The organism is Clostridium sp. DSM 17811, assembly GCF_018861905.1.
GTDB lineage: Bacteria > Bacillota > Clostridia > Clostridiales > Clostridiaceae > Clostridium_AD > Clostridium_AD frigoriphilum.
The window spans coordinates 35313-57134 of the sequence record NZ_JAHLDU010000020.1 but is presented as its reverse complement, the minus strand read 5'-3'; the positions used below and the strand labels follow the sequence as shown (position 1 = coordinate 57134).

The 21822-nt window shown below is 30.9% G+C and carries 17 protein-coding genes, 2 tRNA genes and 1 riboswitch; of the genes, 6 read left to right on the top strand and 13 right to left on the bottom strand.

What is annotated here, in order from left to right; translation table 11 throughout:
* Positions 1 to 47: 47 nt before the first annotated feature.
* A tRNA-Trp gene (locus KPL44_RS19170) sits at positions 48 to 123 on the bottom strand.
* Positions 124 to 168: 45 nt separating this feature from the next.
* Positions 169 to 244 (bottom strand) — tRNA-Trp (locus KPL44_RS19165).
* 112 nt (positions 245 to 356) lie between these two features.
* On the opposite strand from KPL44_RS19165, the gene tsaE reads away from it, so the two are divergent.
* Genes tsaE through rimI form a run of 3 tightly spaced genes read left to right on the top strand, consistent with a single transcriptional unit; the run spans position 357 to position 1967 of the window.
* Positions 357 to 815 carry a tRNA (adenosine(37)-N6)-threonylcarbamoyltransferase complex ATPase subunit type 1 TsaE gene (tsaE, locus tag KPL44_RS19160; protein WP_216105994.1) on the top strand — a complete coding sequence of 153 codons (459 nt, stop codon included), beginning with the start codon at positions 357 to 359 and terminating at the stop codon, positions 813 to 815.
* Positions 812 to 1525 (top strand): tRNA (adenosine(37)-N6)-threonylcarbamoyltransferase complex dimerization subunit type 1 TsaB, encoded by a 714-nt coding sequence (tsaB, locus tag KPL44_RS19155; protein WP_216253346.1) that lies wholly within the window; start codon positions 812 to 814, stop codon positions 1523 to 1525. Before tsaE ends, tsaB begins: the two co-directional genes overlap by 4 nt.
* Positions 1518 to 1967, top strand: a complete 450-nt coding sequence (gene rimI, locus KPL44_RS19150) for a ribosomal protein S18-alanine N-acetyltransferase (RefSeq protein WP_216253345.1) — start codon at positions 1518 to 1520, stop codon at positions 1965 to 1967. The genes tsaB and rimI overlap by 8 nt, the downstream gene beginning before the upstream one ends.
* A 54-nt stretch (positions 1968 to 2021) precedes the next feature.
* Here the strand turns inward: rimI and KPL44_RS19145 are convergent, their stop codons facing one another.
* Positions 2022 to 2651 carry an ECF transporter S component gene (locus KPL44_RS19145; protein ID WP_152749772.1) on the bottom strand — a complete coding sequence of 210 codons (630 nt, stop codon included), beginning with the start codon at positions 2649 to 2651 and terminating at the stop codon, positions 2022 to 2024.
* Positions 2652 to 2739: 88 nt separating this feature from the next.
* A riboswitch (FMN riboswitch) is annotated at positions 2740 to 2854 on the bottom strand.
* A gap of 60 nt (positions 2855 to 2914) precedes the next feature.
* Positions 2915 to 5074 (bottom strand): Tex family protein, encoded by a 2160-nt coding sequence (locus KPL44_RS19140; protein ID WP_216253344.1) that lies wholly within the window; start codon positions 5072 to 5074, stop codon positions 2915 to 2917.
* Positions 5075 to 5277: 203 nt separating this feature from the next.
* Between KPL44_RS19140 and KPL44_RS19135 the strand changes: the two genes are divergently transcribed.
* Positions 5278 to 6621 (top strand): M28 family metallopeptidase, encoded by a 1344-nt coding sequence (locus KPL44_RS19135; protein WP_216253343.1) that lies wholly within the window; start codon positions 5278 to 5280, stop codon positions 6619 to 6621.
* Positions 6622 to 6874: 253 nt separating this feature from the next.
* Positions 6875 to 8311, top strand: a complete 1437-nt coding sequence (gene proS, locus KPL44_RS19130; RefSeq protein WP_216253342.1) for a proline--tRNA ligase — start codon at positions 6875 to 6877, stop codon at positions 8309 to 8311.
* Between the two features lie 100 nt (positions 8312 to 8411).
* Here proS and KPL44_RS19125 read toward each other — a convergent pair whose 3' ends face one another.
* Entirely contained in the window at positions 8412 to 9605 is a 1194-nt protein-coding gene (locus KPL44_RS19125) for a hypothetical protein (protein WP_216253341.1), read from the bottom strand.
* A 348-nt stretch (positions 9606 to 9953) separates the two neighbouring features.
* Between KPL44_RS19125 and dhaS the strand changes: the two genes are divergently transcribed.
* Entirely contained in the window at positions 9954 to 10523 is a 570-nt protein-coding gene (gene dhaS / locus KPL44_RS19120) for a dihydroxyacetone kinase transcriptional activator DhaS (protein ID WP_216253340.1), read from the top strand.
* A 172-nt stretch (positions 10524 to 10695) separates the two neighbouring features.
* On the opposite strand, the gene KPL44_RS19115 is transcribed toward dhaS, so the two are convergent.
* From KPL44_RS19115 to metK, 8 genes are all read right to left on the bottom strand, one after another.
* Positions 10696 to 11217, bottom strand: coding sequence for a DUF421 domain-containing protein (locus KPL44_RS19115; protein ID WP_216253339.1), 522 nt, complete (start codon positions 11215 to 11217; stop codon positions 10696 to 10698).
* Between the two features lie 248 nt (positions 11218 to 11465).
* A protein-coding gene (prfB, locus tag KPL44_RS19110) for a peptide chain release factor 2 (RefSeq protein ID WP_216253336.1) occupies positions 11466 to 12573 on the bottom strand; the annotation gives its coding sequence in 2 pieces (ribosomal slippage) (positions 11466 to 12494 and positions 12496 to 12573; 1107 coding nt in all).
* A gap of 94 nt (positions 12574 to 12667) precedes the next feature.
* The gene (gene secA / locus KPL44_RS19105; protein WP_216253334.1) at positions 12668 to 15166 is read right to left on the bottom strand and encodes a preprotein translocase subunit SecA; all 2499 of its coding nucleotides are present in this window, start codon (positions 15164 to 15166) and stop codon (positions 12668 to 12670) included.
* Positions 15167 to 15370: 204 nt separating this feature from the next.
* The gene (hpf, locus tag KPL44_RS19100; RefSeq protein WP_216253332.1) at positions 15371 to 15922 is read right to left on the bottom strand and encodes a ribosome hibernation-promoting factor, HPF/YfiA family; all 552 of its coding nucleotides are present in this window, start codon (positions 15920 to 15922) and stop codon (positions 15371 to 15373) included.
* A gap of 493 nt (positions 15923 to 16415) precedes the next feature.
* Positions 16416 to 17096, bottom strand: a complete 681-nt coding sequence (locus KPL44_RS19095) for a ComF family protein (protein ID WP_216253330.1) — start codon at positions 17094 to 17096, stop codon at positions 16416 to 16418.
* A complete protein-coding gene (locus KPL44_RS19090; protein WP_216253328.1) occupies positions 17069 to 18097 on the bottom strand; it encodes a hypothetical protein in 1029 nt (342 codons plus the stop codon). Before KPL44_RS19090 ends, KPL44_RS19095 begins: the two co-directional genes overlap by 28 nt.
* A gap of 46 nt (positions 18098 to 18143) precedes the next feature.
* The gene (recD2, locus tag KPL44_RS19085) at positions 18144 to 20369 is read right to left on the bottom strand and encodes an SF1B family DNA helicase RecD2 (protein WP_216253326.1); all 2226 of its coding nucleotides are present in this window, start codon (positions 20367 to 20369) and stop codon (positions 18144 to 18146) included.
* 224 nt (positions 20370 to 20593) lie between these two features.
* Positions 20594 to 21769: a methionine adenosyltransferase gene (metK, locus tag KPL44_RS19080; protein ID WP_216253324.1), complete on the bottom strand. Its 1176-nt coding sequence runs from the start codon at positions 21767 to 21769 to the stop codon at positions 20594 to 20596.
* Between the last annotated feature and the right edge of the window lie 53 nt (positions 21770 to 21822).

Below are 21822 nucleotides of genomic sequence, written 5' to 3'. Positions count from 1 at the left end.
GTCATTAAAACGTAAAAACCCGTGAAAATAATTTCACAGGTTTTATCTGGCAGGGGTAGTAGGACTCGAACCTACAACCAATGGTTTTGGAGACCACTACTCTACCAATTGAGCCATACCCCTTTATTAACTTTTAAGACGAAAAACATAAAACCTAAAACATAAAAATGGCAGGGGTAGTAGGGCTCGAACCTACAACCAATGGTTTTGGAGACCACTACTCTACCAACTGAGCTATACCCCTAAAATACATTCAAATCATACCATGTTCTATAATAAAATGCAAGAGTTTTTTATATCTTTAGCCCTTTTCTTTTTTTATGTTTTAGGATAAAATATTTAATGAGGTGAAACTTATGGAATACATAGTAACTACAGTTGACGAAACTTATAAAATAGGAGAGTTAATAGGATCACTTGTGAATTCAGGTGACATAATTTGCTTAATTGGTGACTTAGGCACTGGAAAAACTCATTTAACTAAAGGAATTGCAAAAGGCTTAGATATTAAAGACAATATTACAAGTCCTACTTTTACTATAGTAAATGAATATACTGGAAGATTAAAATTATATCATTTTGATGTCTACAGAGTAAATGACCCCGATGAAATAGAAGCTATAGGCTTTGATGAGTATATATTTAGTGATGGAGTTAGTGTTATTGAATGGGCTAATTACATTGAAGAAATAATTCCGCCAAACAAATTAACCATAACTATAGAAAAGCTCCCTGAGCTTTGCGATAATTATAGAAAAATCAGTATTGAGTATTCTGATAAAAGATACGATTATGTAAAGGAGATAATACTATGAAAATTTTAAGTTTAGATTCTGCTACGCAATCTGCAACTTGTGCAATTCTCGACGATAACAAAGTCCTTGGTGAAATAACCTTTAATTATAAAAAACAACATTCCCAAATACTCATGCCTATAATTGATGAATTATTCAAAAATACGCAAATGAGCATAGATGACATTGACGCCTTTGTAGCCTCAAAAGGACCTGGTTCTTTTACAGGCCTTAGAATAGGTATGGCTACCATAAAAGGATTAAGCCAAGGCACAAATAAGCCGTTTGTGACCGTATCTACATTGGATTCTCTAGCATATAACTTAGCTTATACAGATGGAATTATTTGTCCTATACTAGATGCATTAAGAGATAATGTTTATACCGCCCTTTATACCTTTGAGGATAAAAAACTTAATCGTATCAGTGACTACATTAATATATCAATAGACGAATTAATAACTATGCTTAAAGATAAGGATTGTAATATATCTTTTGTAGGAGATGGTACCTTAAAATTCAAAGAAAAACTTATAACAAATTTACCTAATGTAAGTTTTGCACCAGATCATTTAAATCTAGCTAAGGCAACCTCTCTTGGAGAATTAGGCCTTAAACTTTTATCTAACGGAACTTTTGATGACATATATGCATCTGTCCCTATTTACCTACGTAAACCTCAAGCTGAGCGTGAGTATGAAGAAAAAATGAGGCAAAATAAAAATGAATAACAACTTTAAAATTTACCCAATGGATGAATCATCTATTAAATCCATACTCAATATTAGTGAGTTAAGCTTTCCTATTTCCTGGAGCTTAGACTCACTCCAAAGTGAACTAGATAATAAATTTGCTAAATATGTTGTATTAAAAAAAGGCAATACAATAGTAGGTTATGGTGGAATGTGGGTAATTATAGATGAGGCTCATGTAACTAATATTGCAGTTCACCCCGAGGCCCGTGGCATTGGCGCTGGCAATATTATTGTTGAGGCTTTATTTAGGATTTGCAGGAAACATAAAGTCACTGCAATAACCCTAGAAGTTAGAAGTTCAAATTTTATTGCTATAAACTTATATGAAAAATATGGTTTTGAACAAGAAGGTTTAAGACGTCATTATTACGAAGATAACGGTGAGGATGCTGTAATCATGTGGAATCGTAACCTATGAGTAGATAAAATATACAAAAGACTAGCAAATAAATGCTAGTCTTTTGTATTTCTATTAATAATTCTGTTGTTTACTCCTGTATTTACTTTCTATATGCTCTTTATGAAGCATAGGAGAAACACTCTTATATAAGGCTAAAGTCATTCCCGATAATACTATACCTTTAAAAATATTAAAAGGAAGAATCATCCAGACAACAAAAGAATTTAAATTTGTAATGTTATGGTTTATTTTTGATCCCGCCGCTATAATTCCAGTTATTGGAAATTTCAATACCGACTCATATAAAGGTAATATAACAAAATAGTTTAATATCGATGCAAAGATTGACATAACAATTGTTCCTATTAGTAATCCAACAATAGCTCCACCCTTACTTTTACGAATCTTATATATATACCCAGAAACTAATACTAAACATGAACCTACTAGGAAATTTGCGAATTCTCCTACTAGCGCAGTACTACTTGCAAACACTCCATGTAATATATTTTTAACAAGTTCAATAATAACTCCTGCTATTGGTCCTAATGCAAATGCCCCTAAAAGCGCTGGCAAGTCACTAATGTCGATTTTTAGGAATGTAGGAAATATAGGTATTGGTAATTCAATGTACATTAAAAGGAAAGCTATAACAGCTAAAAGTGAAATTTTGATCATTTTAATAAGTTTTTCGTCTCTCATTTTTATACCCCCTATTTAAATATATCTTTAAGGTATGGATATAATAAAAGCCCTGATATATAACTATATCAGGGCAAATTCACATATATCACATCTTCTTTTATCCAGACTTTACTGTCGGCTTCGGGATCTAACCGAATCTGCCTTTACGGCTCGCGGGCTTTACCGCCGGTGGGGAAATTCGCCCCGCCCTGAAGATTATTAAATTTTATTTTATAATTTGATTATATACACGTTTTACAAAAAAAGCAAGATATTCATTATTAATTTTTCATTGATAATGATATTCTTTTTCTTTTTTCATCAACTTCAATTACGCTAACTTCTACTATATCTCCAACACTAACCACATCTAATGGATGTTTTACAAATTTATCTGATAGTTGACTTATATGCACTAATCCATCTTGATGAACTCCAATATCAACGAAAGCACCAAAATCAGATACATTCCTAACTGTCCCCATAAGTTTCATGCCTGGTTTAAGATCCTTCATTTGAACTACGCCCGTCTTTAATATTGGTTTTGGTAATTCCTCTCTTGGATCTCTACCCGGCTTTTTAATTTCTTTAATAATATCTCTAAGAGTTGGAGCACCTGTTTCTAATTTTAATGCAAGTTCATTAAAATTAATGTCTTTTATCCTCTCATCCATATCCTTGAAATTTAAAGATTTAAGATCTTCTTTTGTATAGTTTAGAAAATCCAATAATTTTTTAGTAGCATTATAAGACTCAGGATGAATTGAAGTGTTATCTAAAAATTCATTACTCTCCATAACTCTTAGAAAGCCTGCACATTGTTCATATGCCTTTGCCCCAAGTCTTTTAACCTTTAACAATTCTTTCCTAGCCTTGAACTTACCATTTTCCTCTCTATATGCTACAATATTTTGAGCAATAGCAGCATTTATTCCTGATATGTATGCAAGGAGTGCAGGCGTTGCAATATTAAGATCTACACCAACAGCATTAACACAATCCTCAACAACTCCTTTTAAGGATTCATCAAGTTTCTTAGGCGCTACATCATGTTGATATTGACCAACCCCAATTGCTTTAGGATCAATTTTTACAAGTTCTACTAGTGGATCTTGAAGCCTTCGCCCAATGGAAATAGCTCCTCGAATTGATACATCTATGTCTGGATATTCTTTAGATGCAAGCTCTGACGCTGAATACACTGATGCTCCTGCTTCTGATACTATAACATAATACAAATCTCTTGAACATTCCTGCTTAAGTTCTGTAATAATTTGAGCTAATATTTCTTCTGACTCACGACTAGCAGTTCCATTACCAAGTGACACTACTTCTACATTATGCTTAATTACTAAATCCTTAATAATAGCTATAGATTTTTTAACACCATCCTGACTACCAGCAGTCGCATATACCGTAGCAATATCTAAAACCTTACCTGTATCATCAAGCACTGCTATTTTACACCCAGTTCTAAATCCAGGATCAAAACCCAGCACTACTTTTCCTTTTATAGGTGACTGCATTAATAAAGCTTTCAAATTAGCTTTAAATATATCTATTGCGCCTATTTCACCCTTTTCTGTTAATTCAGATCTTATTTCTCTCTCAATTGATGGGAATATAAGTCTTTTTACAGAATCAATTATACTTAGTTCTATAAATTTATCTGTTTCACTATTACCCTTTAAGCATTTATTTCTTAAATAATCAATAATTTTATCATTATCAGCCTTAATTTTAACAGAAAGTATCTTACTTTTCTCCCCTCTGTTAATAGCAAGAATTCTATGCGGCGGTATAGTTTTAATTCCTTCTTTATACTCATAATACATTTCAAATGGAGTAGTGTCCTCAGAACTTCCCTTAGTTTCTACGCTTCCAAAGTTATGTACTTGGCCCCTAATCCACTTTCTGTAATCAGCTTCATCTGAAATCATTTCACTTATTATGTCACCAGCACCCGCAAGTGCATCTAAAGCATTGCTCACTAATTTATCTTCGCATACGAACCCTTGTGCATAATCATTTATATCACCTTTAAATCCACCACTAAAAATAGTTTCTGCCAGTGGCTTAAGACCCTTTTCTATTGCAATTATGGCTCTTGTTCTTTTCTTAGGCTTATATGGTCTATATATATCCTCTATTTCTGTAAGCGTCTCAGATTTATTTATTGATTTTTCAATTTCTTCAGTCAGTTTTTCTTGTTCACCAATAAGACGTATTACATCCGCTTTTCTTTCCTCTAAATTTCTAAGATATATTAATCTCTCTGTGAAATTTCTAAGTATTATATCATCAAGTCCACCAGTTCTCTCTTTTCTATATCTAGCTATAAAAGGAACTGTATTCCCTTCATCTAATAATTGAATTACACTTTCCGCCTGCTCCATAGTTATTGCAAACTCTTTAATTAATCTACTATTTATATTCTCCATATTTTTTGGCTACCTACAAATCATCATAAACAAAATAAATATCAATATGTATGTTAGTTTATTTATTATCTTATGACTAATAGCCAATCCTCCTCACATAATTTATATTTTTAAGCTTAAACAACTAAAATTAACTTATTTAATCATACCACGATTTCTACCCACATATCTATATAGAATATAGAAATTTTTAGGAGAAATGTATGAAGAAACTAATTAGTTCAATTCTTTTAATATTTTGTCTTTTATTATTATTTTATAGTGCGCATATGTATTATACCTTATACAGGTTCAATCCTACAAATGTAGACCAAAATATAAAGTATATTTCATCCGACCAATTTAAAGGTAGATTGCCCGGTACTTTAGAAAATCAAGAAATCGCTACATACATTAACACCGAATTGAAAAAGAGCGGATTAAAACCTTATAAAGGTAATGAATTTCAAAATTTTAAAGTAAAGTATCCTAAAACAATTAAAGGTAGTCCATATTTAAAAGTATCCGGTAACGACGGGATTTTAATAAAAGATTTTGTTTATAGCAAGGATTTCAAAGAAGATATGGTAAACTTTCGAACAAATCATTTAACCTTTAACAAAAGTAATGTTACCGCAATAAATGATAACTACATAAAAGTAAGTACCGCAGACGGCCCGTTCATATTGTTTGTTCCACCTAACAATGATTTGTCTTTTAGAAGTTCTTTTATTAGTGGATCAAAGTACAACATGTATATTATGGTTACTAATCAATCCCTTACAAGACTTAAAGATTTAATAGCCAAAAATAATACAGTCGATTGCTTTGTTCCATATGAGGTCTCAGAAACCACTGTAAGTAATGTTATGGGATATCTAGAAGGCACGGACACATCTAGTTCTCCAATAATCATCTCAGCCCACTTTGATCATATAGGCACAGATTTAAATGGCACTATATATAATGGTGCTCTAGATAATGCATCCGGACTTTCTTTTATGTTAGAAATGAGCAAGTACTTAACTTCACTCGGCAAACCAAATCGCAGCATTCTTTTCATAGGATTTAATGCAGAAGAATTCGGTTGCCTAGGTTCATCTCAATTTATCACAAAATATAAAGCTTATATAAAAAATAGTAAAGTTTTTAATTTCGACATGATTGGAAGTAACAATCCTATACCTCTATGCATCATGGGGGCAAAAAATGATACAACTAAAACGCCTTTTATAAAATCAATTTCAAAGATATGTGAAAGCGAAAAAATATTTTTCAATTATCTTTTTGAAGATGCAAGTGACCACGAAAGTTTTAGAAAACAAAATATTGACGCTATAACATTTTGTGACAATGATATGACACGTATACACAAACCAAAAGATACTTATGACCATATAAGTTTAACTGCCATAGAAAGATGTTATAATGTAGCATCTAATGCGATAGTTAAATGTACATTTAAAGGAGACTTCATTGTCTTATATTATAAAGAATGTTTTCTCATTTCTATAATTGGGATTCTAATATTTCCTTTGCTTTATAAGAGGAACAATAAAAACACTTAATAGATATTAAGAATAATCACGAATTGTTTCTTGACATATGATTATTTTTATTCTATGATTAATTTTAAAGTACCCTATTATTAGAAGTAACTATGCCCAATAGAACGAAAAGTATTAATAGAAATTAGATCTTTTCGTAGCTATTTTTTTATATCAACTAGGGTGGTGCCGCAGGTAATACTCGGTCCCTTTTCGGGATGCGGGTTTTTTTGTATTTATTTTAAATTTTTTATTAAACAGGAGGAAAATAATTATGGCAAAAGGAAAGAAATTCGTAGAATCTATTACCTCTATGGAAGAAGATTTTGCAAAATGGTATACCGACATTGTAAAAAAAGCAGAACTTGCTGATTATGCTAGCGTTAGAGGTTGCATGGTAATCAGGCCTTATGGTTATGCAATATGGGAAAACATTCAAAAAATATTGGATCAAATGTTTAAAGATACAGGACATGAAAATGTATATATGCCAATGTTCATTCCTGAGAGCTTACTTGAAAAGGAAAAAGACCACGTTAAGGGCTTTGCTCCAGAGGTTGCTTGGGTAACACACGGAGGTAATGAACTACTCGCAGAAAGGCTTTGCGTAAGACCTACTTCCGAAACATTATTTTGTGATCACTATTCAAAAATAATTCAATCGTACAACGATCTTCCTAAATTATATAATCAATGGTGTTCTGTAGTACGCTGGGAAAAAACCACAAGACCTTTCCTTAGAAGTTCAGAATTTTTATGGCAAGAAGGCCATACCGCACATGCAACTGAGGAAGAAGCAAAAGAAGAAACTCTTAAAATGCTTAATATATACGCTAAATTTTGTGAAGAAACCCTTGCTATTCCAGTTATAAAAGGTAAAAAGACAGAAAAAGAAAAATTTGCTGGAGCAAATGAAACTTACACAATTGAAAGTTTAATGCATGATGGTAAAGCACTACAATGTGGAACCTCTCATAATTTTGGCGATGGTTTTGCAAAAGCTTTTAACATCCAGTATTCAGATAAAACTGGTAAACTTGCTTATGTTCACCAAACTTCTTGGGGAATGTCTACAAGACTTATAGGTGCTTTAATTATGGTTCATGGTGACGATAACGGCCTAATACTTCCACCAGCTATAGCTCCAATTCAACTTATGATCGTTCCAGTTGCACAACATAAAGAAGGCGTAATTGAAAAAGCAACAGAACTTAAGAATATGTTATCAAAAGTTGCTAGAGTAAAAATAGATATTAGCGATAAAATGCCTGGATGGAAATTCAGTGAATATGAAATGAAAGGTGTTCCACTTAGGCTTGAAGTTGGACCAAAAGATATTGAAAAAAATCAAGTAGTCCTAGTAAGACGAGATACCCGTGAAAAATTATTTGTTCCTATGGATGAACTAGAATCAAAAATTCCAGAACTTCTAATTGATATTCAAAAATCTCTCTTTGAAAAAGCTAGCGATGCACAAAATATTAGAACCTTTAGTGCAAAAACTGTTGAAGAATTAAAAGAAATTCTTGATAAAACTTTAGGTTTTGTTAATGCTCCTTGGTGTGGAGACCTCGCTTGCGAGGAAAAAGTAAAAGAAGTTGCTGGCGCATCATCTAGATGTATGCCATTTGACCAACCAGAGGATGCAGGTGTTTGCTTATGTTGTGGTAAACCAGCTAAAGCGAATGTTATCTGGGGAAGAGCTTATTAAATACCACGCTTAAATTTAAAATGCAAATAAGAATCGTCTCACTTTTAAAAAGTGAGACGATTCTTATTTGCATTTCCTTTTAAACTTGATTCCATTACAACTATTTAGAACTTTTTATAACTTCATTAGGTGCTTCTACTTTTTGTGTTTGTTGTGTACCATTAATTAGTTCAGTATAATTAAACGAATTTTTCGTAGTAATTTTTGGTAACTTAACATTAACCTTTTTGTTAATGTTTTTGTTATTTACTTCAAATTTTATATCTGCTGTATATATACCCTTTAAAGCACTTTGACTTGTTGTTTTACCAAAAGCTTTCTCTAACTTCGCTGCATCTATAACAATTTCTATGTTACCTTTTGTACTTGTTACATATCCATTTTTATCTATAGTATATGCAATTTCAATTCCTTTATTTCCAAGTATCTTAATATTATCAAGTTTGTCCATGTTTTTATTAAATGCATCTAAAAACTTTTGTGATTGAAGTTTAGTAAACATCTGTTCCATTTGAATTTTTGTATTGTTAATATCTTTAGTTGATGCTCCACTATTCTTCATTGATGTAACCACATAATTTTTTATAAGACTCTGTATTTCTTTATTTTCTGCAGTTATGTTAACTACTTTTCTTATGATTTCTTTGAACTTAGCATCATCAATTTTAACTTTATATACATTACCGTCCTTAGTTACAACACCTTTTAAATTTAATTGTGATGAATACTTTTGAGTAATAGTTAAAATCAATTTTTGTAATTCTTTGTTTCCACTCATCATTTTCTTAAAATCAATACTACCATTTTCTCCTTGAGGGAAATCCATAATCATGTATTTATTTATATTTTTAGATTGAGAAATCATTTTAAATAATTGTGGTGATTTTACAATTTCCTTGGCTACGACATTTTTACCTTTTACGTTCATGTCACTCCATACCTCAGCGTTGTAAGGAGTTCCTCCTACATTTGCTATTGTTTTAATATATTGTTTCGAGACTTTACCATCTTTGCTTCCATCTGTTTTCGCATTGAAAACTACTTGTAAATTATTCAACAATTTACTTACTTGTGTAAATTGTTGTTGTTCACTTTTTGAAAGTCCTTCACCATTTAATTTAAGACTTAGTTTTCCATTACTTTCCGATGACGTTGCCATACTTGTCTTTACTAATGCATCTGAAAGTGTTTTTGCTTGTAACGTTTGAGCGCTCACCGCAGAAGTTGGTAATATAAAAGCTAACATCGATATGCTCACTATAAAGGAATAAACCCTTGATTTTAATCTTGTCATGTAATGTACCTCCCTAAATTTTTTTAATAATTTCACTATATACCATATTTATATATATTTCAACATTTTATTCATTTTTTTCTTATATTAATGTTAAAAGTAAATATTTAAGCTTATTTTTTACATTGTTATCTAGTTTTATTTTTGTAAATTTAATTTAAAACAATTTTAAGCGAAAAATAAATCGTTATTCATTGCGTAAACGATATCAAAACAGCATATCAATAGTCTAAAAACATGTACTTATCTTTTTTCTTGAATGCACGTATTCCTTTTGTTATAATAAAGTTAGTAAAAGTTAGTATTATTATTTGCTTTTATTAATTCATATGTTTGTAGGTGATACTAATGTCGGGATCCCAAATAACTAAAAAAGCTCTTGCTCTATCAATTAAGAAATTAATGGAGACAATACCACTCGCAAAAATTTCAATTCGTCAGATCGCAGATAATTGTGGCGTTAACAGACAAACCTTTTATTATCATTTCAAAGATAAATTCGATCTTGTAAACTGGATTTATTATACTGAGGCCATAGAAAATTTAGCCGGCGGCACAAACTATGAACATTGGACTGATGCCATGTATAAAACTTTAACATATTTAATGAACAATAAATCCTTTTATACTAATGCTCTTAATACTCCTGGTCAAAATGCATTTGATGGGTATCTTTTTAAAAAAACCTATGATCTTATTATGGGAGTAGTAAACGATGTTTCCTCTGGAATAAAAGTTTCAACTACTGATAAAAGTTTTATTGCAGATTTTTACACTCATGCTTTTGTAGGTATAACAGTACAGTGGATAAAAAATAGTATGAAGGAACATCCAAAGGTAATGGTAAATAAATTAAACGAGGTAGTCGAAGGAAGTATGTTAGGTGCTTTAACTAGATATACTATTTCATCACTATAAACATAAACACTTTATAGACAAAAAAAAGGTTGAATCAATTTATTTTGACACAACCTTTTATAATACAAAAAATATAATAACCTTATTAAATACAATTCCTTTTCCATGTTATCACCTCCGAATAATTTAACTATATAACTTCACACAGTGGCAATGTCAAGTGCATTTTGTTTTATGTATTCTTTGTAATTGTCTTATGTGCCTTTTTCTTTTTAGTTGTCTTATGACCAACCCCTCCAGACATTACACTTATATTTCCGTCTACCTCTAATACTGCCAAATCCACCTGTTCTAACACTGACACTCCATGTTCGCGAATAACTTCCATGATTTCATCCATTGGAATCTTAGCTTTGATAATATTTTTTTTGTTGATTTTACCGTTATAAATTAATAGTAATGGTTCTCCTTGTATTAATTTGTTAAATCTAGGAAAACGATACATTATATTTTTAAATAAATAGTCTACGGCAAATAATGATGTTGCTGCTACTATTCCGCCTCCTAAAGTTGAATTCGTACCTACCATTGCATTCTGAACGGCATTACTTATAAGTAAAATGAAAACTAAGTCAATTACCGATAATTGAGCTAATTCGTTTTTACCAAACAATCTTATGGCAAATACAATAAAAATATATACACTTGTAGAACTTAAAACGATTTTTAAATATGGCAATATTATTGCTATCATAATCCACCTCGATTTAACAAATTATTATTTAATATAATAATGACTATATTTGAGTATTATTTTACCATAACTAAAACATCATAGCCAGTATATAAGTAATCCCTTGCTTACAGTTTGAAACAAAGCTTTCTTTTTAGCACTATTATCTACAGCAGTTTCCTATATAATAGAAAAGCAGTAGAATATTTAAAATATTCTACTGCTTTTCTTATTTATAACTATCTTTTTCTATTATCCATCAAAATAAGTTATTTATTACTTTGTCTTAAATACTCTTCAATAAAAACATCAATATCGCCATCCATAACTGCATCTACATTTCCTACTTCTATATTAGTTCTATGATCCTTAACCATACTATATGGATGAAAAACATATGATCTAATTTGACTCCCCCAACCATTTTCTTTCAAATCTCCGGTTAAGTCTTCTATCCGATCCTTTTTCTCACTTTCCTTTAAAATCAAGAGTTTTGCCATAAGCATCTTCATTGCAGTTTGTTTATTACTATGCTGACTTCTCTCATTTTGACATTGCACTACAATGCCCGTAGGAATATGCGTAATCCTTATAGCTGAGTCAGTTTTGTTTACATGTTGACCTCCTGCACCTCCGGACCTATATGTGTCTATTCTAAGGTCATCAGGCTTTATATCAATATCTTGATCCTCAGTAAGTTCAGGAAGAACTTCACAAGATGCAAATGAAGTTTGCCTCTTGCCATTTGCATTAAAAGGCGAAATTCTTACTAGTCTGTGCACGCCCTTTTCAGCCATTAAATATCCATAAGCATACTCACCCGTTATTTTTAATGTAACTGCTTTAATACCTGCCTCATCCGATGGTTGATAGTCTAAAACTTCAACTTTATATCCTTTTTTTTCGCACCATCTTGAGTACATCCTATAAAGCATTTCTGTCCAATCTTGAGCATCACTTCCACCCGCACCGGTATGGAGTGTTAAAATAGCATTATTTTTATCATATTTTCCAGACAATAAAATTTCTAACCTAAACTGATCAGCAATATGCGCTAAATCTTTAAGTTCAACTTTTATTTCCGCTAAAGAGGAATCATCCTCTTCATCGGAGCTCAACTGCGTTAACATTTCTAAATCTTCTATCCTACTAATCAATAAATTAAATCTATCAATTCTATCCTTAATTCCCTTAGCTAACTTAGTGATTTGTTGAGCTTTTTTAATATCTTCCCAAAAACTGGGTTCCTGCATTTTAAACTCGTATTCCTTTAGCTCTTTTTCCATAGATGTTACGTCAAAGAGACACCCTTATTTCTTCGACATTGCCCTTTAATATGTTTAAATCACTCCATATTTCTTCAACTAATATTACCAATATTAACACCCCTTTTATAATATTAAAAAGAGGCATGCAACGTAAATTGTATGCCTCTTTTTTAACTTCTAATTAAATCATCATATTATAACTATTATCTGCCACAACAGTTTTTATATTTTTTCCCTGAACCACAAGGACATTCATCATTTCTTCCTGTTTTAGCTTCTTTTATAGTTGGTTCTTGTTTAACAGAATCATCATGATTGGTTGATGTTATTTGCGCAACCATTTCTCTCTCTGGGGCTCTTTCTATTTGAACATGGAATAAGTATTTAATAGTTTCTGTCTTTATGTTATAAATCATTTCAGCAAACATGTCGCTACCTTCCATTTGGTACGCTTGTGTTGGATCTTGCTGCTTATAAGCTCTAAGTCCAATACCTTGCTTTAAATGTTCCATATCATCAATATGATCCATCCATTTACTATCTACTACTCTTAAAAGAATAACTCTTTCAACTTCTCTTATTTGTTCATCACCAAAATCTTCTCCTCTTTGGGTATAGATTCTCTGAGCAATTTCTAAGAGTTTTTCCTTGATTTCTTCATTAGTTAATTTACCAAGTTCATCTACTGTAACCATATCTTTTGGAAGAAATATTTCCTCAAAATAGCTAATTAATTTTGCAAGTTCTTCGTCAAGTTCTTCTTCAACATCAGTAATATGCGAATCAACTGTGGTAAAAATAACATCTTTTATCATATCTTCAATTTCATCTTTAGTATCTTCACCTTGAAGAACTTCTGTTCTTTGTTTATAGATTATTTCTCTTTGTTGGTTCATTACATCATCATATTGAACAACATTTTTTCTTATATCAAAGTTATTTCCTTCAACCTTCTTTTGAGCACTTTCTATAGCACCACTTACCATTTTGCTTTCAATAGCATCTTCATCAGTTAATCCTAATTTTCCTACAACCCCTTGAAGTCTTTCTGAACCAAATATTCTCATTAAATCATCTTCTAGTGATATGTAAAATCTTGTACTTCCTGGATCGCCTTGACGACCAGCACGACCTCTAAGCTGATTATCAATACGCCTAGATTCATGTCTTTCAGTTCCAATTATCTTAAGTCCACCAACTTCAATAACGCCATCGAAAAGTTTAATGTCCGTACCACGCCCTGCCATATTAGTTGCTATAGTAACCATACCAAGTGACCCTGCATGAGCTATTATTTCCGCTTCTTTTTCATGGTATTTAGCATTAAGTACTTGATGAGGAACCCCTTTTCTCTTAAGCATTTCAGATAATAATTCTGATTTCTCTATACTTACAGTACCTACAAGTACAGGTTGATTTATCTTATGAGTTTCAACTATTTCATCTATTATCGCTTTATACTTTCCTCTTACAGTCTTAAAAACTAAATCTGCATTATCGATTCTTGCTAAAGGTTTATTTGTAGGTATTACTAGTACATCAAGTCCATATATTTCTCTAAACTCATTTTCTTCTGTAAGCGCAGTACCAGTCATACCTGCTATCTTTGTATACATTCTAAAATAGTTTTGAAAAGTAATTGTTGCAAGAGTTTTTGACTCTTTCTCGATTTTCACGCCCTCTTTTGCTTCAATCGCTTGGTGAAGTCCATCACTATATCTTCTACCTTCCATAAGTCTTCCAGTAAATTCATCTACAATAACTACTTCTCCGTCTTTTTCCATATAATCTTTATCTTTTCTCATAATATAGTTTGCTTTCAAAGCTTGAACTACGTGATGCTGTATATTCATGTTTGCTGCGTCAGCATAGTTATCTAAACTGAAAAACTTTTCAGCCTTATCTATACCTTCATCAGACATTATAACAGCACTGGCTTTTTCATCTATAGTGTAATCTTCTTCTTTTACTAATGTCTTTACAAAATGATCTGCCACTTTATAAAAGTCTGTAGATTTTTCTCCTTCTCCAGATATTATAAGTGGTGTTCTAGCTTCATCTATTAATATAGAGTCAACCTCATCCACGATTACAAAGTTTAATTTCCTTTGAACTCTTTCTTCTTTATAAACAACCATATTATCTCTTAGATAATCAAATCCGAATTCATTATTTGTACCATATGTTATATCTGCATTATAAGCCGCTTGCCTTTGAGTTTGATCTATATCATGAATAATTACGCCCACAGTAAGACCCAAAAACTCATGTATTCTACCCATCTCTTCTTTATCTCTTTTTGCAAGATAATCATTAACTGTAATTACGTGAACACCTTTTCCTTCTAGGGCATTCAAATATGATGGAAGCGTAGCCACAAGAGTCTTTCCTTCACCAGTTTTCATTTCTGTTATTCTTCCTTGGTGAAGTATTATTCCCCCAATTAGTTGCACTCTAAAATGCTTCATTTTAAGAACTCTCCAAGAAGCTTCCCTAACTACTGCAAATGCTTCAGGCAAAATATCTTCTAATGTCTTTCCATTACTTAAACTAGTCTTAAATTCTTCTGTTTTTGCTTTAAGTTCTTCATCGCTTAAGTTAGTCATCATTGAATCTAATGCTTCTATTTTATCAACTGTTGAAATTATTCTTTTTATTTCTCTATCACTATAACTACCAAATAATTTTTTAATTAAACTCATATTTTTTCATCCTCACTATTCTTTTTAATACTTCCAAAATATACACTTGTAAAGTATAACACTTAATTTAATTCTATTCAACTTATACAATTGTATACTTTCTATTAATTTTTTATTTTTAATTTTTTATTTTTAATTTTTTATTTTTAAAGTTAAAGCTAAAAAAGGATTAAAGTAAACATGATTACTTTAATCCTTTAAATTTTAAAACTGTGGTTCTATCAGACCATAATTTCCATCTTTTCTTTTATATACTACATTTACTTCTGAATTACCATTCACTTCTGTACTACCATCACTCATATATACAAAGAAACTATGTCCAACTAACTCCATTTGAAGCACTGCTTCTTCTGCAGACATTGGTTTAAATGCGAATTTCTTTGTTTTTACTATTTTAGGTTCTAAACCATTATCTTCACTATTATCATATTGTGGTATACCCTGAAATTTAAGAGATGTTCCTTTATTTCTTTTTTCTAATTTCGTTTTGTTCTTTCTAATTTGTCTTTCTAATTTGTCAACAACAAGATCTAAAGACGTATACATATCATCGTTTACTTCTTCTGATCTCAAAACAACTCCATTAAAAGGTATTGTAATTTCTATAGTATGTCTATTCTTATGGACACTCATGGTTGTCTGAGCTTCCACATCCGGATTAAAATACTTATCTAATCTAGATACTTTCTTGTCTATCATATTTTTTAATGCTTCTGTTACTTCCATGTTTTTTCCTACTATTTTAATTTTCATACGTACAACCCCTTTCTAATATCCACATAACGTTTTATATCTAATCATGCTATATGTTTTGTACCTTAATTCTATTACACTTAACACTAAATAGCAACCTTAAATTCAGAATTTACGTAATATTAAAGCAATTTAAATAACATTCCCTTAATATTCCTAATTATTACTCTATTTCTTTATGTGAATTGTTAATAAACTATAGTTTTTTTGTTTTTCAATCGTTTACACAAACAAAAATATAAAAACTCCTAACATAATATTAGGAGTTTTTATATAGTAAGTTAGTTGACCTGGTCTTTGCCCCCACACTCGCCTGCTGGAGCTTTTGCTACCCAGAATTACCTTCTCACTACTAACACTCTCGCTCGTTAAAACGGCAGGACTAACCTCTAAGCCGCACCATGCTCACTAAACTTTGTTTAACTTACGTGGATCGTTTCGCCTGCGACTGGCCTCGACTTTCAACCACAAACCTAACTTACTACAATCAGTATTATACATTACTTTTGGCTATAGTCAATATAAAAATATTATTTGCTCCGTTCTCTTTTAGCATATGCGCGCAATGAAACGCTGTAGCTCCAGTGGTTATAACGTCATCTAAAAGTAAAATATTTTTATTTTTTATAAACTCACTCCCTTTAATTGCAAAGCATTTTTTCATATTGTCCCACCTTTGATCGCCACTTAGACCTATTTGATCTTTAGTATCTTCTGTTTTAACCAAATTGCATATAACCGGAACACTTAAAAATTGTGATAAGTATTTTGCCAAAAACTCACTTTGATTATATCCTCTATTTTTTTGAGCTTTTTTAGTCATAGGTACATAAGATATTAAATCAAACTGCAATTCATTGTTTTTAACATATTCTAACATATATTTAGCCAAAATTTCGCCACATATAAAATCATTTTTATATTTAAGTCTAATAATCAGTTCTTTAACAATACTCGAATAATAAAACACTGACCTTGCAATGTATTCTTCTTCGCTACTACCTATATAAAAGCTTTCCTCAGAGCGTCTAAGTTTTTTTCTACATACAGTGCACAGTGCCTCACTTTCTTCACTATATCCACTACATATTACGCATGACTCATCACCTGAATATATAATTTGAACTAAACAGTAAAGTATCTTTTTTATATATTTAATAATCCTCTTTCCCACGCTTTCTCATTAAATTTACTAGCCATACTTTTAGCTTTATCCATTTGAACAGTTTGGACATTAGCTAAAAATATAGCCTCACCCCTTTGTATATTCTCAAATCTTCCAACTTTGCTTGATAAACAAAACAATTGTTTATAATCAAATTTCACGTTATCAGCAAAGTAAACTATAACATCAATCGAATGGAATTCTAAATAGTTTTCTTCAAAGTCATTTGTTACGAGTATTCCCTTATCTTTATTCATAAAGTTTACTTTAATATTATTATCGCTTCTACTTTTAATAAATAAAACTATATTTTCACTTAACTTTTTTTTAAAATTACTAAGGTACGCGAATACTGACATAGCCTTTTGTGCATCCGGCACAAATATTATTACCTTTCTGTTAGATATTATTGACCAATTTAAATATTCATAAACTACTAAAGGTATATCCAGACTAAGATTTATTCTAGTAGTTATAATTCTAGGCTCAATAATTGGGATATTAGCATTTTTTATCGGAAACATAATTGTATTATCTTCACTTAAAACATTTTCTACACAGTATGCTATAGCTAAACCGCCTATGTTTCGCATTTTTAGTAATATATTTTTTATTTGTTCTTTATTAAACTTTGGGAAACTCCTAATATCATTATAAATAACCAAATCAAATCTCTCTTGTAATTTTAATGCATTCTCATGGTTGCATATATATAAGTAACCACTTTCACTCCTATAATTTATCGTAGATGAATACACATATTGACCTAGATTGCTAAATTTATTAATATAATAAAGAATATCAATGTTACGTTCATCTTCATTAGTTATATATAATATTTTTTTGTTTTCATTTGCATATGTTACTATAGTTTTTAAGAATATATCAGAGGAATTGTAAAATACAGATACAATATCAATATTATTTTCACCATTTATATAAGCTTTAAAAATCCCCTTACTAATTTCATCTTTTTCCTTACTAAGGTTTAATTTTGCGTAGTAAACCATGTAAAATCTCCTTTATAATAAAATAATCACCTGCGGTGTCGTAATATTAATCTAGACTCAAATTTGCATCTACTATTTGTTTTATTCTAAAGCCCAGTGCGGAATATCTCTCGAAACTTCTGTTATTATCTTTCATGAAACTAATAGCTTTTCTCTCTCCCACTAAAACAACCATATTTTTAGCTCTAGTTATACCTGTATAAAGTAAATTTCTATTCATTAAAAGTGGTGGTCCCATGAACATAGGCATAATTACAACTTCAAACTCACTTCCTTGACTCTTATGTATTGTTATAGCATAAGCAAGCATTAGTTCATCTAAATTTACGCCCTCATATTCTACACGCTTATCATCATCGAAAATGACAACAACATTCTCGTTATCCTCATTAATATCTTCTACATAACCTACATCCCCATTAAATATCCCAGTGCCATCTTCTGCTTTTGCATTCATTTTATGCCACTTCATGGAGTAATTGTTTTTTATTTGCATAACCTTGTCCCCAACCCTAAATATAGTGTTTCTAAATTCTTTTTCTTTTTTACCTTTAATTTTAGGATTTAATATTTTCTGAAGCTCGATATTTAAATTTTCTATGCCCAGTATACCTTTCCTCATGGGTGATAATATTTGAATGTTCTTCATTTTATCCCATTCTTTGTTGAAATTAGGTAGTCTTGTATTTATTAAGGCTATTATGTTATTTAAAATTTTCTCCGGTTCATTGTTTTCAATAAAATAAAAATCTTTACCCTTTTTATTTAGAATAGGCATTTCACCATTATTAATTTTATGGGCATTTACAATAATCATGCTTTCCTGTGCTTGCCTAAAAATCTCTTTAAGTTTAACCACCTTAACACTTTTGCTATCAATAAGGTCTCTCAAAACATTACCCGGTCCCACTGATGGCAACTGGTCAACGTCACCAACTATTATAAGTCTAGTCCCTATTGTAATCGCATTTAACAAACTATTCATAAGCATTATGTCTATCATAGATGCTTCATCAACAATTAATACATCACAATCAAGTGGAGATTCCTCGCTTTTAGTAAACTGTGAACTGTCATCTCCGCCTATCCCAAGCTCTAGCAGTCTATGTATTGTTTTCGCTTCGCGTCCAGTAGCTTCAGTCATTCTTTTCGCAGCGCGTCCTGTAGGTGCAGCCATATACACTTTAAGTCCTGCTTTTTCAAACATTTCTATAATGCAATTGATTATAGTTGTTTTACCTGTACCTGGCCCTCCTGTTATAATTTCAATACTATTTTCCATAGCCCCGCAAATTGCACTCCTTTGAGAAGTCGCAAATTGTATGTTTTTTTCGTTCTCAAAATCATTAATTTTTTCTTCTATATCTATTTCTAATTCTTCATACTCTTCTATAGATAAGGTTATAATTTTTTTAGTTATGCTTAATTCACAATAATAAAAAGGCATAGTAAAAACGCAGTCTTCTTCATCTATATTCTCAATTTTCAATTTCCCGTTCAATACATTATCATAAATATTTTTCTCGATTTCTTCATCAGTAACCCCAAGAATGTTTTTAGATTGCTTATACAATTTTAAAAGAGGCATATATGTGTTTCCCATAGCACAAAATTCATTAACCACATAATTAATCCCACTTTGTATTCTAAAAGGTGATTCTTTGTCAATCCCTAAACTTCGCGCTATCTTATCTGCAATTTTAAATCCTACACCAGAAATAGTTTCAGTTAATACATAAGGGTTATCTTGAACTACTTTTATCGATTCTGCCCCATACTTTTTATATATTTTCACACATTGGCTAGGTGTTACTCCATATGTTTGAAGAAATATCATAATATTTTTCACTTCTCGTTGCTTTGCGTAAGATTCAAATATTAATTGAATTTTTTTTTGTCCTATACCATCAATTTCTTTTAATTTTTCTATTTCATTATCTAATATATTCATAGTCTCTTCGCCAAAGCGCTGTACAATTTTTTTAGCAGTTACAGGTCCAATTCCCTGGATAACTCCTGAAGATAAATATTTTTCTATACCCATAAGTGAACTAGGTATAATTTCCTCACACTGAATTATCTTAAATTGTTTACCAAATTGAGGATGATTAACCCACTCTCCAATTAACTTCAGATTCTGACCTTCACTTATATATGGCACAACTCCAACCACGGTTATTTGTTTTTTATTATCATTTAAATGAGCAATTATATATCCATTGTCTTCATTATGAAATACTATATCTTCGATTGTTCCTTGTATTTCTGACATAAAATCTCCCCTATTTATAAATTTATATAATAATATTATTATATCATATGTGTTATACAACTTTTATCAATAGTATACCTCTATCTTAAGTTTTATCAAAATTCTAATTAATAATCCATAAATTGTATAATAAATATGGTTTTATAATTATCTTACTTTGAAATTAATGATTATATAAGTAAAAAAGGATAACAATTATTAATTGTCATCCTTTTTTACTTATATTATAAATATTTTTTTATTTCATCAACCTTATTTAATTTTTCCCAACTTAAATCCAGATCATTTCTTCCAAAATGTCCATAAGCTGCTACTTGTTTATAAATAGGTTTTCTAAGATCTAATTCTCTTATAATAACAGCTGGTCTTAAATCAAATACTTTTTCAATTATTGCAACTATTTTATCGTCAGAAATTTTTCCTGTTCCAAAAGTTTCTGCTTCTATAGATACTGGCTTGGCTACACCTATAGCATAAGCTAACTGAATTTCTAATTTATCTGAAACCCCTGCAGCTACTAAGTTTTTAGCAACCCATCTTGCAGCATATGCAGCTGATCTATCAACTTTCGTTGGATCTTTTCCTGAGAAACATCCACCGCCATGTCTACCAGATCCTCCATAAGTATCAACTATTATTTTTCTTCCTGTTAAACCAGAATCACCTTGAGGTCCTCCGATTACAAATCTACCTGTAGGATTTATATAATATTTCGTATTTTCATCTAATAATTCACTTGGAACTATTGGTTTTATTACGTTTTCTATTAAATCTTTTTGAATTTGATCATGAGTTGCTTCTTTTCCATGTTGAGTTGAAATAACAATAGTATCTATTCTTACTGGTCTATTGTCTTCATACTCTACAGTAACCTGAGTTTTTCCATCTGGTCTCAAGTATTTTAATGTACCATCTTTCCTTACTTCACTTAATCTTCTTGCTAATCTATGTGCCATAGAAATTGGAAGAGGCATATACTCTGGTGTCTCATTAGTGGCAAACCCAAACATCATACCTTGATCTCCAGCGCCTATTGAATCAACTTTCGATGTACGACCTTCCTTAGACTCTAAATCTTCATCAACACCCATAGCTATATCTGATGATTGTTCATTAATAGATGTAATTACTGCGCATGTACTAGCATCGAAACCATATTTCGCTCTAGTATATCCTATACCTTCAATAGTATTTCTAACAACTTTAGGAACATCTACATAACAATTAGTTGTTATCTCTCCCATAACCAATACCATTCCAGTAGTAACTGCAGTTTCACAAGCAACTCTAGCGTAAGGATCTTGTTCTAATATAGCATCAAGTACAGCATCTGAAATTTGGTCACAAATTTTATCTGGATGTCCTTCTGTAACTGATTCTGATGTGAATAATCTTTTCATATTAATTCTCCTTTCTAATGCTAAATAATAATTTTTATAAAAATAAAACCCCT